The organism is Allosaccharopolyspora coralli (assembly GCF_009664835.1).
GTDB lineage: Bacteria > Actinomycetota > Actinomycetes > Mycobacteriales > Pseudonocardiaceae > Allosaccharopolyspora > Allosaccharopolyspora coralli.
This window is the reverse complement of the sequence record NZ_CP045929.1, coordinates 2070916-2084364: the sequence shown is the minus strand read 5'-3', so window position 1 is coordinate 2084364 and position 13449 is coordinate 2070916. Positions and strand designations below refer to the sequence as shown.

Genomic DNA, 13449 nt, shown 5'->3' with positions numbered 1-13449 from the left:
ACCTCGCGCAGCTCGTCTCACCCTCTGGTCAGGGAATCGACGAGTTCCTCGGCACTGGCCGCGGCGTCGAGGAGTTCTCCCACGTGGGCACGCGTTCCGCGCAGCGGTTCGAGGGTGGGGATGCGCACCAACGAGTCGCGACCCAGGTCGAAGATGACCGAATCCCACGATGCGGCCGCCACCGACGCCGGATACTGCTCCAGGCAGCGCCCGCGGAAGTACGCGCGCGTGTCCTCCGGTGGGTGGTCCACCGCGGCGCGCACGTCGTCCTCGCTGACGAGACGCTTCATCGACCCGCGCGCGACCAGCCGGTTGTACAGACCTTTACCGAGGCGAACGTCGGAGTACTGCAGGTCGATCATGTGCAGCCGGGGCGATGCCCAGCCCAGGTTGTCGCGCGTGCGGTAGCTCTCCAGCAACTTCCACTTCGCGGGCCAATCCAGGCGGTCCGCGCAGTTCATCGGGTCGTCGGCGAGCAGATCGAGCACCTCGCCCCAGGTGTCGAGCACCTCGCGTGCTGCCGGGGACCCGTCCTCGCCGCCGTCCAGATGCCGGGCCGCGCGCTCGTGATAGGCCCGTTGCAGGTCCAGGCCGGTGAACTTGCGTCCGTCCGCGAGCTCGACCTTCTGGTTCAGATACGGATCGTGACTGATGAGGTGTACGGCCTGCACGGCGTCGGCGAGCTTGAGGTCGTCGAAACGCACTCCCGCTTCGATCATGTCGAGCACCAGTGCGGTGCTGCCGACCTTGAGGAACGTGGAGGTCTCCGCGAGATTCGCGTCGCCGATGATGACGTGGAGTCTGCGGTACTTGTCGGCGTCGGCGTGCGGTTCGTCCCGCGTGTTGATGATGCCGCGTTTGAGCGTGGTCTCCAGACCGACCTCGACCTCGATATAGTCGGAACGCTGGGAAAGCTGGAATCCCGGCTTCTCACCGGCCTGTCCGAGTCCGACCCGCCCGGAGCCGCACGTCACCTGGCGCGAGACGAAGAACGGCGTGAGACCCGCGATGGCGGCCGTGAACGGCGTCTTGCGGGCCATGAGGTAGTTCTCGTGGGTTCCGTAGCTGGCGCCCTTGCCGTCGACGTTGTTCTTGTAGAGCTGCATCGACGGCGTGCCGGGCACGCTGGCGGCACGGAAAGCTGCCTCCTCCATGACCCGTTCGCCCGCCTTGTCCCACACGACCGCATCACGAGGGTTGGTGACTTCCGGCGCGGAGTACTCGGGGTGCGCGTGGTCGACGTAGAGGCGAGCCCCGTTGGTGAGGATGACGTTCGCCGCGCCGAGGTCGTCGTTGTCCCCGCCGTCGTTCTGCGCGACCGTGGCGCCGAGGTCGAATCCGCGGGCGTCCCGCAGCGGCGACTCGACCTCGTAGTCCCAGCGTGCCCGCTTGGAGCGCGGTATGTCCGCGGCCGCCGCGTACGCCAGGACGATGTGTGTGGAGGTCAGCACCGGGTTCGCCGTCGCGTCACCCGGCACCACGATGCCGTACTCGACCTCGGTTCCCATGATCCGCCGCATACCCCGCAGCGTACGGGTTGTGCACCGGCACGGGGGATCACAGCGCGGGAACGACACGGCGACCGCCGTGCCGCGCGACGGTCGCGAACGCCGAGCTGACACGATCGGACGATGAGCGTGCGGGACGAGCAGATCGCGGTCTACGACGCGGCGGGAGCCGTGGTCGGCGCCGCCTCCCGCGCGCGGATGCGCCGAGAAGGGCTCTGGCACGCGGCCACGGCCGTACTCGTCCGCTCCCAAGACGGCCGTTCGGTGTACGTGCACCGCAGAACCGACTCCAAAGAGGTGTACCCGGGGATGTACGACTGCTGGGCCGGTGGTGTCGTCGCGGCGGGCGAGGATCCCGACGCCGCCGCACGCCGGGAACTGGCCGAGGAACTCGGCGTCACGGGCAGCGCTGTGCGGTGGCGGTTCCGTACTGTCCACGAGCTGGCGACAGTGCGGTTCCACGCGTTCGTCTACGAGACTCGCTGGAGCGGCTCGATCGTCCATCAACCGGATGAAGTAGCCGACGGTGGCTGGATGCCGCTGGACGAACTCCGGGCCAAGCTGGGCGACCCCGGCTTCTCGTTCGTTCCGGACGGCCGCCAGTTCATCGAGGAATGGTTCTCCCGCCGGCTGGGCGACTGAGGAGCGTCGTCAGCGGGTCCGCTCATCGAGCACCCACGTAGGTCTCAGCGCACGCAGAGCGCATTGTGGAACTGGGGTGGGTGGTCCGGTACCGCCGCCCCGGAGCCGGACTCGTCGCGTAGGTGGCTGCTCGAGACCGATCCCGCAGCGAAGAGAACGCTGAGGTTCCGCCATCCGAGCCACCGAGCAACACCGCCTGACAGGTGTTCTCAGTCCCACGGAAGGGATGCCCGCGTGCCCCAGTACGTCGCCGGATCGGTCGCCACGGCCGCCAGCACGTCCCGATCGGTGGCCGACAACCGCACCGTCGTCGACGTCAGGTTCGACTCGAGTTGGCTCACGCTGGACGGGCCCACGAGGACCACGTCGACCCACGGCTGGTCGAGCACGTAGGCGAGAGCGACCGCGTCCGAGCCCACGCCGTAGGACTCCGCCAGGGCGCTGACCAGCTGCGGCGGATCCACTGCCAGGCGACCGTTGGCCAAGGACTCCTTGACCAACACGGTCCAGCCCCCGTGGTGAACCTCGGCGAGCGCGTTGCCCACGGACGGCTCCAACGCGTTCCATGTCGACTGGACGGCGCTGAACAGCTGCGCGCCACCGACCTCCAGATCCCAGGCCCGCTCCACCGTGTCGGCCTGTCGTGCACCGGAGGTCGAGAAGCCGACCCGCACGCCCTCGTCACGCAGGTTCGCGAGACGGTGCTGCAGGGCGAGGTCCTCGAACAGCGGGCTGTCGGTGGTCAGCGAGTGCACCTGGTACAACGACACACGGTCGCCGAGCAGCGCTCGCGTCTCGTCCCACTGCGTGTGCAGCCGCTCCACCGAGTGTTCCTTGACCTCGTGGACCTCGGTCTCCTGCCGCCACTCGGCCACGTACGCGTAGCCCCACTTGCTGGAGACCGTGACGTCGCCGTGACCGCGCCGGTGGAGCCAGCTGGAGAGGAACTCCTCGGCACTGCCGTACGAACGGGCCGCATCCACCCATCGCACCCCGTTGGCGTACGCGGAATCGAGCACGACGGCCGTGAGATCCCGCATCGCGTCCACCGTGCGGTGTTGCGGCGACAATGCCGGGGCTCCGACGTTGAGATAGGCGGGCCTGCCCAGCGCGGCCAGCCCGACGCCGATCCGTTCGATGGCGGGACGCTCGACGCGGTGCGCTGTCATGCGCCGAACCTATCCGGCCCGACCGGCATCCGACAGCCGAACGCCGCCCGGCGTGGCGGCCTCGCAGGACCGCACGCCGGGCGGCGTACGTCGCCTCTCGTGCGCCGACGGGTGTTTCACCACCGACGCAGCCCGATCACCCGCGGGATCCCAGTGCCCTCCTCGCCAGGACAGCGATCTCGCTGCGTAGGTCGCTACTCGAGAAATCGATCCCGCAGCGACGAGGCCGCGAGGCGCGAACTGGGGCGGCGGTACCGGACCACCTCCCCAAGTTCCCCGATGCGCTCTCAGAGGTACTGGCCGGTGTTGGTGGCTGTGTCGATCGCCCGGCCCGATTCCTGGTTCTTGCCGCTGACCAGGGTGCGGATGTAGACGATCCGTTCGCCCTTCTTGCCGGAGATCCTCGCCCAGTCGTCCGGGTTGGTGGTGTTGGGCAGATCCTCGTTCTCGGAGAACTCGTCGATGATCGCGTCCTGCAGGTGCTGGACCCGCAGTCCGCCCTGGCCGGTGTCCAAGGCCGCCTTGATCGCCGACTTCTTCGCCCGGTCCACGATGTTCTGGATCATCGCGCCGGAGTTGAAGTCCTTGAAGTACAGGACGTCCTTGTCCCCGTTGGCGTAGGTGACCTCCAGGAATCGGTTGTCGTCGGTCTCCGAGTACATCCGCTCCACAGTGGTCTGGATCATCGCGTCGACGCAGGCTTCCTGGTCGCCGCCGAACTCCCGCAGATCCTCCTCGTGAATCGGCAGTTGCTTGGTCAGGTACTTGGAGAAGATGTCCTTCGCCGACTCGGCGTCCGGGCGCTCGATCTTGATCTTCACGTCGAGCCTGCCGGGGCGCAGGATCGCCGGGTCGATCATGTCCTCACGGTTGGAAGCACCGATGACGATGACGTTCTCGAGTCCCTCGACGCCGTCGATCTCACTGAGCAGCTGCGGCACGATCGTGGTCTCCACGTCGGAGGAGACCCCGCTGCCCCGGGTCCGGAAGATGGAATCCATCTCGTCGAAGAACACGATCACCGGCGTGCCCTCGGAGGCCTTCTCCCGCGCCCGCTGGAAGATCATGCGGATGTGTCGCTCGGTCTCACCGACGAACTTGTTGAGCAGCTCCGGGCCCTTGATGTTGAGGAAGTACGACTTGGCCTGGCCGTCGTCGTCCCCTCGGGCCGCGGCGACCTTCTTGGCCAGGGAGTTCGCCACCGCTTTCGCGATGAGCGTCTTACCGCACCCCGGCGGGCCGTAGAGCAGCACGCCCTTCGGCGGGCGCAGCTGATACTGCACGTACAGCTCCGAGTGCAGGAACGGCAGCTCGACTGCGTCGCGGATCTCCTCGATCTGACCGCCCAGACCACCGATGTCGAGGTAGCCGACGTCCGGCACCTCTTCCAGCGTGAGGTCCTCGACCTCGGCCTTCGGCACGACGTCGTAGGCGTAGCCCGCCTTGCTGTCCACCAGCACTGAGTCGCCGGACTTGAGTCCGCCGTCAACCAGGTGGTCGGTCAACCACACGACCCGTTCCTCGTCGGTGTGGCCGAGCACCAGCGCACGCGGCCCGTGCCCCACCTCGGTGGCAGGCAGCAGCTCACGGAAGGTGCAGACTTCCCCGGTCGCCTCGAACGAGCCGGCCTCGACCACGGTGAGCGCCTCGTTGAGCCGGACCGACTGCCCCAGCTGCAACTGCTCGGTCTCGACGTTGGGCGAGACCGCCACCCGCATCCGGCGTCCGGAGGTGAACACGTCCACCGTGCCGTCCTCGAACCGGGCGAGGAACACGCCGTACCCGCTCGGGGGCTGGGCGAGACGGTCCACCTCTTCACGCAGCGCGGTCAGCTGGCCCCGCGCTTCCTTCAAAGTCTCGGTGAGTTTGGCGTTCCGTTCGGTGAGCTGGCTCACTCTTTCGGATGCCTCGGCCAGACGGTCTTCCAGCACTCGGGCCTGTTGGGGGGACTCGTTGAGCTTCTGTCGCAGCGAGGCCACCTCGTCCTCCAGGAGACGAATCTGGCTGTTGTGCTCGGCGCTGCGCCCAGTCTGCTGCTCGCCGCCCTCCTCGGGCCGGCTGCTGGGACGATCGTGCTGCATGTCGGCACCCTCCTCCCGTACTCGTACCTCGACGGTACCGGCGATCACCGACATTCGGCGGCGATTGCCCACCGGACGGCCCAGACTGCCACACCTCGCGGCGATTCCCCATCAATGACGCGGAGTTCGCCGCCCCGAGCGCGCCGCGGCCGTGTACGCAAGGTCGGGATCGTGTCGCCCGTTCGGTTCTTGCGCATACGGTCACCTTCAGGGCACCGACCCCGCTGACCGGCACCTCGTCGTCACGCACAGCCAGATCTCGGCCACGCGGCGGCAATGAAGCGGACCACTCCGGCAACCGGGTGGCGCACGTCACGGACTCCGGAACTTCTCCCATCATTTGGAACAACCTGCTCGGGTGTCCCTCCTGAGCAACGCCTCCGGCGCCGCCTTTTCTTCCGGGACCGGGACCGCGTACGCGCAGTGACGGCATGGGCCGGAGACCCAAAATATCCACTTCGCCCACCCGCGCGTGTCGGCTCTGGTCTACTAGGCGCGCCGAGCACGATCACGATCATCACCACGCGGTGTGCCGAGGGAGGACGCCATGACCGACCCGCCGTCACGACCCGAGCGGGAAGGTGGGGACCGCCCGGTCACTGGGGCACCGGCGAAGGCTCCGCAACAGCAGCCCGCGTGGTACGGCAACCAGGCGAGCGGACTCGACGACAACGAACGCAGCGCGCCGCCGGAATCCGGGCCGCAGTTCCCGGTGGCGCCGGGGTGGTCGGGCGTGACCGGCCGAAACGGCCCCGATCAGGCGCCCGAGGACTACCTGCGGGAACCACCCGGCCCGGTCAGGAGAACAGGCCGGGTCCTCGCGGTGGGCGTGTTGCTGCTCGTGCTCGGCGCGCTCGGCGCAGGCGTCTGGTACGCGCTCAACCGGGGGCCTGGCGACCCACAGCCGGTCGCCAGGACGGTGGCTCACCACCTGAACGCGGACGAGACCGCCTCGGTCGAGTCCCTGCTGTGCACGGCCGAGCGGCCGACGTTGCAGGGTCAGCTCCGGGAGCTCGCGCGTGGCCGCTTCGACCTCCGGGTCGCCGGAACCGAGGGCGACGGGCGGGTCGCGACCGCACGGGTTTCGGGAACCTTCGAGCTCGACGGCACGTCCTATCCCGTCGACCAGACCATCGGTTTCGTCGCAGAGAACGGGAGCTGGAAGCTCTGCCGCCTTCTCGAGTGATCCGGCAAGCCCAATCCGACGCCCGCCCCCCACCAGCAAGCGCACCACGCCACGACACCGATTCCGAGGTGAACAGCATGACGTACCCACCGCCGCCCGGTCACGGGCCGCCGTACCCGGGGCAGGGTCCCGGGCAGCCGGGTCAGTACGGCCCCGGTCAGGGCGGTCACGGCCAGCAACCACCGCAGCAGCCCGGTGGCCATTACCCGCCGAGCGGTCCGCAGCCCGGCTCCGGACCACCGCAGGGCTACCCAGGCCATGGCAACCAGGGATACGGCCACCCGGCCTATGGGCAGCAACCGGGTTACGGCCCGCAGGGGTACGGCGCGCCGCCCCAGCCCGGCTACGGGCAACCGCAGCAGGGCTTCGGCCAGCCAGGGCCCTACGACGGCCCACCGAAGAAGAAAAAGACCGGGCTCGTCGTCGGCCTCGCGGCCGGCGGTGTCGTTCTGCTCGGCGGCCTCGTGCTCGGCGGTTACTTCCTGTTCTCCGGCGGGCCGAAACCCGTCGCCGAGGACTATCTCGCGCTGCTCACCCAGCAGGTGCGCGACGGCCGCTTCGTCAGCGAGCAGGAGTTTGCCCCGATCGTGTGCGAACGCGAGCTGGACCGGATGCGTCCCCAGCTCGATCCGAAGGTGCAGAAGGCGGCCAGGGAGAGCCTCCCCGAAGCCCAGAAGCGGCAGATGGCGAATGCGGAGTTCACGATCCGCGAGGTCCGCCGAGACGGCGACCAGGCTTTCGTGCCGCTACGCGTCACCACGCCCGACGAACCGCCGGACGACACGCTCGAGCTCTATCTCAACACCGAGGACGGGGACTGGAAGGTCTGCACCCACCCGAACCCCGCATCGCTCGGTCCGTGATCCGGCCCCCGTCGGGGCCCTGGCCATGCCGTCGAGAAGACAACAGAATCCACGAGGAGCAGCACCGATGAACTACCCACCGCAGCAGCCCGGCCAGGGCGGCTACGGCCAGCAGGGCCCGTACGGGCAACCGCAGGGCGGCTACCCCCAGTCCGGCGGCTATCCGCAGCAGGGTTACGGCCAGCATCCTGGTCAGCCACAGCACCCGGGTTACGGGCAGCAGCCCGGCTACGGACACCAGCAGGGGTACGGCCGGCCCGGTTTCGGCGGCCCCGGCGCGCCACCGCCGCAGAAGAACAAGACGGGCTTGATCGTCGGTCTCGCCGCGGGCGGTGTCATGCTCCTCGTCCTGCTGCTCGCGGTCGGCACCGCCTTCAGCGGCGGCGAAGAGGACTCCACCGCTTCCGGCGCCGAGACCACGGAGGCGAGCGAGCCCGGTGGCACCGACGACTCCGGGACGAACACGCCGTCCAACACCCCGGAGGAGGCCGCCAACGAGTACTACGCCGCGCTCAACAACGGAAGCGGCGACCTCCTGAACATGATGTGCAGTGACCTCAAGAACATGCCGGCCCCGGAGATCACCGGCGACGTACCGATGCCGCCCCCACCGCCGAACCCCGAGGGACTTCCGGAGGTCGAGTTCGTCGTCAAGGGCTCGACCCAGATCTCGGAGACCGAGGCCATGGTCACCGTCGAGACGAGGATCCCCGGCATGCAGAGCCAGCTCGACCCGGAGGTGGCCGAGAACATGCCGCCCGAGGTCGCCGAGCAGATGGAGCAGCTGTCCAACCCCGAGCGGGACGTGCCGTTCACGCTCGAGGACGGCGAGTGGAAGTACTGCGAGACGTACGGCTTCTGATCCGTACGCGGTCTTCGGGCCCACCGCCGGACCGTCCGGTGGTGGGTGCCGAGATCAGCCGCGGCTGGGGCGGCGCTGCTGGCGCGGCGGCGTCACTCCGTCCGCCAGTCTGCGCGTGACCAGGAGGAACGCGGTGTGCGCGACCATCCGGTGCTCGGGCCGGACAGCGAGACCGACCACGTGCCATGGCCGCACCATCGACTCCCACGCCTGCGGTTCGGTCCAGCACTGCTGCTCCCGAAGTGCCTCGGTGACCCGGGACAGCTGGGTGGTGGTGGCGACGTAGCTGACGAGCACGCCGCCGGGCACGAGGGTGTTCGCGACGGTGTCGAGCGCGTCCCACGGCGAGAGCATGTCGAGGACGATTCGGTCGACCTTGCCCTCGTGCTCGGCGATGTCGGCGACCCGCAGTTCCCAGTTGTCCGGACGTTCGCCGAAGAAGCGCTCCACGTTGCGCTCGGCGTGCTCGGCGTGATCCTCCCGGACCTCGTAGGACACCACACTGCCTTCCGGGCCCACGGCGCGCAGCAGCGAACAACTCAACGCGCCCGATCCCGCGCCCGCCTCGAGTACCCGCGCACCGGGACGGATGTCGCCCCACATCAGGATCTGCGCCGCGTCCTTCGGATAGATCACCTGCGCGCCGCGCGGCATGGACAGCACGTAGTCCGCGAGCAACGGCCGCAACGCGAGGTACGGAGTCCCCCCTCCGGACGTGACGAGCGAGCCTTCGGGTTGGCCGATGAGTGCGTCGTGCAGCAGGGCGCCCCGATGCGTGTGGTACTCGCCGCCTTCCTTGAGCACGAGGGTGTAGCGCCGTCCTTTCGGGTCGGTCAACTGCACCCGGTCGCCGGGCTGGAACTCACCGCTGACGGTGCTCACGTGCGTGCTACCTCCGGGAAGTGGACGAGCGGCCGGTGGCTCCGGCGACGGCCCATCGTCGCAGAGGCGTGGAAAACCCGGTCAGTCGCGGTCTCCGCCGGAGAGCGCACGCCGGACGTCCTCGCGGCGCAGCACCCCGCTCGGCCTGCCTTCGGCGTCCACGACGAGGAACTGCCACGCCAACACCGTCTGGACTCGCTCGAGCACGGAATCGGCGGGGTCGGTGTCGAGCACGATCGTCTCCGGGCCGACGGGCTCGGCGGCCCGCTCGGCGGGTTCGTGGGGTGCGCGCGTGGCGAGCCGTTCCGCGGCGTGCTGGTCGAGCAGGCCGACCGCGATGCCGTCGGCGCGCACCAGCACCACTCCCCGACCCGCCGCGGCGAGCAGCGCGTCCGCGACCGGGCTCTCCGCGGGCAGTTGCAGCACCGGGCGGATCAGCTCGCTCAGTTCGAGGTCGTCGGGCCAGCGGGTTCGTTGTTCGGCGGCGTGCTCGGCGCCCGCGCCTGCCACGACGAACCACGCCATGAGCACACACACGCCCAGGCGTAGCCATTGGTCCTGGGCGTCGTTGATCATCCCGGACAGGGCCCACACGATGAGCGCGACCGCGACCGCCGCCGCGCCGATCACGCCCGCCGTCGTGCCGCTCGTGCGCTTGCCGGTGGTCGCCCAAGTCGCCGCACGCAACATCCGTCCGCCGTCGAGCGGCAACCCGGGCAGCAGGTTGAACACCCCCACCGCGAGGTTGGCGACGCACGTCTGCGCGACCAGCAGCCAAACCACTCCGCCCGGGGTGACGAGCAGCCAGCACAGCCCGAACAGCGCGGCCAGCGCCAACGACACCGCCGGGCCCGCGCCCGCGATGAGTCCCTCCTGCCGGGGTCGCGGTGGCGTGCGCGTGATCTCGGTCAGGCCGCCCAGCAGGTACAGGCGTACCCGCTGCACAGGTAGCCCGAGCCGCAGTGCCGTCACGCAGTGACCGAGTTCGTGCAGGAGGACGGAGGCCGCGAGCAGGACGGTGAACACCGCGGCGACGAACGCGCTGGTCCAAAGGTCGATCTCGGGGACGAGCCGGGACACCAGTGGCGTGTACAGCAACACGATGAGCACCGCGCCGATCCACCACGAGACGGACAGCAGCACGGGAACACCGGCGACCCGCCCGAGCAGGAGCCCGCCGTCCCGGAACAGTCCGCGGCCGTGCCGCGCCGTGGTGGCCATGCGGGCAGGGTAGAACCCTGCTCGTGTGAGCACCGTTGGCCCATGCCCGGATCGTGATCTCGCGACATGCGGTCCGGTCGGGGTGCTGATCGCTGTCGGGGCCGTGTCCTAGGGTCGTGTCCATGGCGGACACGCCCCCCTCTACCCGCACCCCCGGCCAGCCCGGCCCGAGCACCGCGACGACCGGTACCGCGACGACGAGCACCAGCCGCCGACCCGCGCTGTCACCGTCCCGCGCGAGCGATTTCAAGCAGTGCCCGCTGCTGTACCGCTTCCGCGCCGTCGACCGGATTCCGGAGGCTCCTTCGAAGGCCCAGGTGCGGGGGACCGTCGTGCATTCCGTGCTGGAACAGCTGTTCGCGCTGCCCGCGGCCGAGCGGGTACGGGAGCGCGCGCACGAGCTTCTCGCCCCGACGTGGCGGGGCCTGGTCGCCGAGCAACCCGAACTGGGCGAGCTCTTCGACGGCGCGGACGATCCCCAGCTCGACTCGTGGCTGGAGTCGGCTTCGGGTCTGCTCGACTCGTATTTCGCGCTGGAGGACCCGCAGCGACTCGAACCGGAGTCGTGCGAGCTGCGGGTGGAGACCGAGCTCGAGTCCGGAGTTCTGCTGCGTGGGTTCATCGACCGCGTGGACGTCGCACCCACCGGTGAGGTGCGGCTCGTCGACTACAAGACCGGCGCGGCGCCGCGTGAGGTCGGCGAGGCCAAGGCCCTGTTCCAGATGAAGTTCTACGCCCTGGTGCTGTGGCGGACACGAGGTGAGATTCCCCGGCAGCTGCTGCTGATGTACCTACGCGACGGGCAGTCCCTCGCGTACACACCGGACGAAGCGGAGCTGCGGCGGTTCGAGCGCACATTGGAGGCGATCTGGCAGGCGATTCAGCGTGCCGGAAACACCGGCGATTTCCGCGCGAGTCCCGGCAAGTTGTGCCAGTGGTGCGACCACCAGCAACGGTGCCCCGAGTTCGGCGGCACTCCCCCGCCCTACCCGGGGTGGCCCGAGCCGGACCCCGGTGTGGAAACGGCACTCGATCGCGCGGACTGAGAGAGCATCGTGGAACGTGGGTAGATGGTCCGGTACCGGCGTTCCACCGTGCTGCGGCATGCTCTACGGGCCCGAATCCGGTTCCCGAACGCCCTCCGACACCGGGCCGAGGCGTCCACACCGGACAGCAAGTCCTCCGGACGATTCGACGAGCACCGCGTTCCGACGTCGACCTACGTCGTGTGACCGTGCTCGGCTGGCACACGGCAACTCGGCCCGCCTCCTCTCGTCTCGTGCGCCTCCGCGCGTGCCTTCTCGGCGACCCGGCGTCGTCACCGGGTGTCGATCATCCGGACGCGTAGTGCGACTGGTCGGCGAAACCACTCGCCTTCCCTTGTTTCCGCAGGCAGACTCCACGCATGACCACCACGCGTGTCGAACCACCGATGAGCGCCAACGAGATCCCGATGTTGTTGTCGTGGCTGGAGTTCCACCGCTCCACACTCGCGAAGAAGTGCGCCGGGCTGAGCGAGGAGCAGCTCAAGGAACGGGCGGTGGCACCGTCGCGCCTGTCTTTGCTGGGGCTCGTGCGGCACATGGCCGAGGTCGAGCGGGACTGGTTCCGCCACGTCTTCGCCGGTGAGGACGTGCCCGGGATCTACGTTTCCGACCAGCGGCCGGACGACGACATCGACGATCTCGACAGCACGCCGGTGGAGCAGGTCTTCCTCACGTGGCAGGACGAGTGCGCCCACGCGCGCCGGGTCGCCGCGAGCGCCACGACGCTCGACGAGCTCGGCAGGCGGGAGAAGCGGGGCAATCCGGTCTCGCTGCGGTGGATCCTGCTGCACATGGTCGAGGAGTACGCGCGACACAACGGCCACGCGGACCTGCTGCGCGAATCGGTCGACGGGACCTGCGGCGTGTGAGGGGGTGTCCGGGATCCGGCATGTGTGCCCGTCGGGCACGCCGCACACGTGATCAGCCGCGGCACGGTGAGACGCTCCTGCGTTCGGAGTTCGTGCCTCGCAGGGGCGGGGTTCTCGGTGCGTACGCGTGTACTCAACCCAAAGTTGCGAGGCCCGAACTGGGGACGTCCTGTCAGTCCTCGTACGGGTCGTAGTTCGCGGCAGTGCCGGCCTCACCCGCCTGGGTGTGGTCGACGAGCGCGAACCGCGCTCCGGTGGGATCACGCAACACGGCCACCCGCCCGAGGCTCGAGTCGTACGGCACGACCCGCACCCGGCCGTCCAGCCCGACCGCGCGCCGCACCAGCTCGTCCACCCCGACCTCCGGGTCGGCTCCCAGGTAGATCAACCAGTGCGGCCGGGTCTCCGGCCCGATGTGCTCGCGCACCATGCTCACCCGCGCCATCACGGACTCTTCGCCGAGGAACCACACCGAATAGCCCTGCTGGCTGCCGAACTCCTCGGCCTCGTAGTCGAAGAGGTCGTGGAAGAACACGTCGGCGGTCTGCGCCTTGATCGCCACGAGTTCCGGCCACATCAGCGTGCCAGGAAGACCCACGTCGAACTCCCAGCTCGGCTCGGGCTCCAGCAGCCCGAACTCGGCGTCGGCCGGTGACATGAGCACGGTCTTGGTGCCGACGCCGCTGACGGCCACCGGCGGCACGGTGGTGGTGGCGCCGTGCGCCTCGGCGCGCGCGACTGTCTCGGCGAGGTCGCCTGTCGCGAGGAACAGGCGCCACCGGGCGGCTTTACCCGGCGGGCAACTGCGGATGCTCGCGACCGCGAAGCCCTGGCGGTGCGCGATCAGATGCTCACCGGCATCCGGTGCGGTGTGCTCGGCGAAGGTCCACCCGAACAGCCCGGCGTAGAACTCGGCGGCCCGCTGCGGCTCGGGACTGATCAGCTCGATCCAGCACGGCATTCCCGCGTACAGCTCCCACCGCGGCGGTGCTACGCCGGGTTTCACGACACCCATACCGTTCCCCACCCTCTCGGCGAAATCGGAGAGTGCTCCGATGATGGGGGCCGATGGTCGGTACTCCCCTGATCGGTAGGCCGTGCCGAGCGCTCTCCGACGGCG

At 69.2% G+C, this 13449-nt stretch carries 13 protein-coding genes; 7 read left to right on the top strand and 6 right to left on the bottom strand.

Going from position 1 to position 13449, the window contains the following annotated elements:
- Positions 1-17 precede the first annotated feature (17 nt).
- Complete coding sequence (dop, locus tag GIY23_RS09905) at positions 18-1520, bottom strand: depupylase/deamidase Dop (RefSeq protein ID WP_154076385.1); 1503 nt, start codon at positions 1518-1520, stop codon at positions 18-20.
- Between the two features lie 111 nt (positions 1521-1631).
- On the opposite strand from dop, the gene GIY23_RS09900 reads away from it, so the two are divergent.
- The gene (locus tag GIY23_RS09900; protein WP_154076384.1) at positions 1632-2150 is read left to right on the top strand and encodes an NUDIX domain-containing protein; all 519 of its coding nucleotides are present in this window, start codon (positions 1632-1634) and stop codon (positions 2148-2150) included.
- 209 nt (positions 2151-2359) lie between these two features.
- Here GIY23_RS09900 and GIY23_RS09895 read toward each other — a convergent pair whose 3' ends face one another.
- Together GIY23_RS09895 and arc are read right to left on the bottom strand one after the other, a co-directional pair.
- Complete coding sequence (locus tag GIY23_RS09895) at positions 2360-3319, bottom strand: aldo/keto reductase (RefSeq protein WP_154076383.1); 960 nt, start codon at positions 3317-3319, stop codon at positions 2360-2362.
- A gap of 287 nt (positions 3320-3606) precedes the next feature.
- Complete coding sequence (gene arc / locus GIY23_RS09890; protein ID WP_154076382.1) at positions 3607-5400, bottom strand: proteasome ATPase; 1794 nt, start codon at positions 5398-5400, stop codon at positions 3607-3609.
- 547 nt (positions 5401-5947) lie between these two features.
- On the opposite strand from arc, the gene GIY23_RS09885 reads away from it, so the two are divergent.
- From GIY23_RS09885 to GIY23_RS09875, 3 genes are all read left to right on the top strand, one after another.
- Positions 5948-6586, top strand: coding sequence for an Rv0361 family membrane protein (locus tag GIY23_RS09885; protein ID WP_154076381.1), 639 nt, complete (start codon positions 5948-5950; stop codon positions 6584-6586).
- A 77-nt stretch (positions 6587-6663) separates the two neighbouring features.
- The gene (locus tag GIY23_RS09880; protein WP_154076380.1) at positions 6664-7449 is read left to right on the top strand and encodes a hypothetical protein; all 786 of its coding nucleotides are present in this window, start codon (positions 6664-6666) and stop codon (positions 7447-7449) included.
- 67 nt (positions 7450-7516) lie between these two features.
- Positions 7517-8311 carry a hypothetical protein gene (locus GIY23_RS09875; RefSeq protein WP_154076379.1) on the top strand — a complete coding sequence of 265 codons (795 nt, stop codon included), beginning with the start codon at positions 7517-7519 and terminating at the stop codon, positions 8309-8311.
- Between the two features lie 54 nt (positions 8312-8365).
- Here GIY23_RS09875 and GIY23_RS09870 read toward each other — a convergent pair whose 3' ends face one another.
- The gene (locus GIY23_RS09870; protein WP_154076378.1) at positions 8366-9193 is read right to left on the bottom strand and encodes a tRNA (adenine-N1)-methyltransferase; all 828 of its coding nucleotides are present in this window, start codon (positions 9191-9193) and stop codon (positions 8366-8368) included.
- Between the two features lie 81 nt (positions 9194-9274).
- Positions 9275-10414 carry a site-2 protease family protein gene (locus GIY23_RS09865; RefSeq protein WP_154076377.1) on the bottom strand — a complete coding sequence of 380 codons (1140 nt, stop codon included), beginning with the start codon at positions 10412-10414 and terminating at the stop codon, positions 9275-9277.
- A gap of 122 nt (positions 10415-10536) precedes the next feature.
- Between GIY23_RS09865 and GIY23_RS09860 the strand changes: the two genes are divergently transcribed.
- The 3 genes from GIY23_RS09860 (at position 10537) to GIY23_RS09850 (ending at position 12329) form a co-directional block, all read left to right on the top strand.
- On the top strand, positions 10537-11460 hold the full coding sequence (locus GIY23_RS09860; protein ID WP_154076376.1) for a RecB family exonuclease: 924 nt from the start codon (positions 10537-10539) through the stop codon (positions 11458-11460).
- Between the two features lie 24 nt (positions 11461-11484).
- Positions 11485-11646 (top strand): hypothetical protein, encoded by a 162-nt coding sequence (locus tag GIY23_RS09855; RefSeq protein ID WP_154076375.1) that lies wholly within the window; start codon positions 11485-11487, stop codon positions 11644-11646.
- 173 nt (positions 11647-11819) lie between these two features.
- Complete coding sequence (locus GIY23_RS09850; RefSeq protein ID WP_154076374.1) at positions 11820-12329, top strand: DinB family protein; 510 nt, start codon at positions 11820-11822, stop codon at positions 12327-12329.
- A gap of 172 nt (positions 12330-12501) precedes the next feature.
- Here the strand turns inward: GIY23_RS09850 and GIY23_RS09845 are convergent, their stop codons facing one another.
- On the bottom strand, positions 12502-13344 hold the full coding sequence (locus GIY23_RS09845; protein WP_154076373.1) for a VOC family protein: 843 nt from the start codon (positions 13342-13344) through the stop codon (positions 12502-12504).
- Positions 13345-13449 lie beyond the last annotated feature (105 nt).

Bases quoted from the DNA above. Each gene is read 5' to 3' on its own strand.
- GIY23_RS09880 (WP_154076380.1), top strand. From the start codon at position 6,664: ATGACGTACCCACCGCCGCCCGGTCACGGGCCGCCGTACCCGGGGCAG.
- dop (WP_154076385.1), bottom strand. From the start codon at position 1,520: ATGCGGCGGATCATGGGAACCGAGGTCGAGTACGGCATCGTGGTGCCG.
- GIY23_RS09895 (WP_154076383.1), bottom strand. From the start codon at position 3,319: ATGACAGCGCACCGCGTCGAGCGTCCCGCCATCGAACGGATCGGCGTC.
- GIY23_RS09865 (WP_154076377.1), bottom strand. From the start codon at position 10,414: ATGGCCACCACGGCGCGGCACGGCCGCGGACTGTTCCGGGACGGCGGG.
- arc (WP_154076382.1), bottom strand. From the start codon at position 5,400: ATGCAGCACGATCGTCCCAGCAGCCGGCCCGAGGAGGGCGGCGAGCAG.
- GIY23_RS09845 (WP_154076373.1), bottom strand. From the start codon at position 13,344: ATGGGTGTCGTGAAACCCGGCGTAGCACCGCCGCGGTGGGAGCTGTAC.
- GIY23_RS09850 (WP_154076374.1), top strand. From the start codon at position 11,820: ATGACCACCACGCGTGTCGAACCACCGATGAGCGCCAACGAGATCCCG.
- GIY23_RS09875 (WP_154076379.1), top strand. From the start codon at position 7,517: ATGAACTACCCACCGCAGCAGCCCGGCCAGGGCGGCTACGGCCAGCAG.
- GIY23_RS09885 (WP_154076381.1), top strand. From the start codon at position 5,948: ATGACCGACCCGCCGTCACGACCCGAGCGGGAAGGTGGGGACCGCCCG.
- GIY23_RS09855 (WP_154076375.1), top strand. From the start codon at position 11,485: ATGGTCCGGTACCGGCGTTCCACCGTGCTGCGGCATGCTCTACGGGCC.
- GIY23_RS09860 (WP_154076376.1), top strand. From the start codon at position 10,537: ATGGCGGACACGCCCCCCTCTACCCGCACCCCCGGCCAGCCCGGCCCG.
- GIY23_RS09900 (WP_154076384.1), top strand. From the start codon at position 1,632: ATGAGCGTGCGGGACGAGCAGATCGCGGTCTACGACGCGGCGGGAGCC.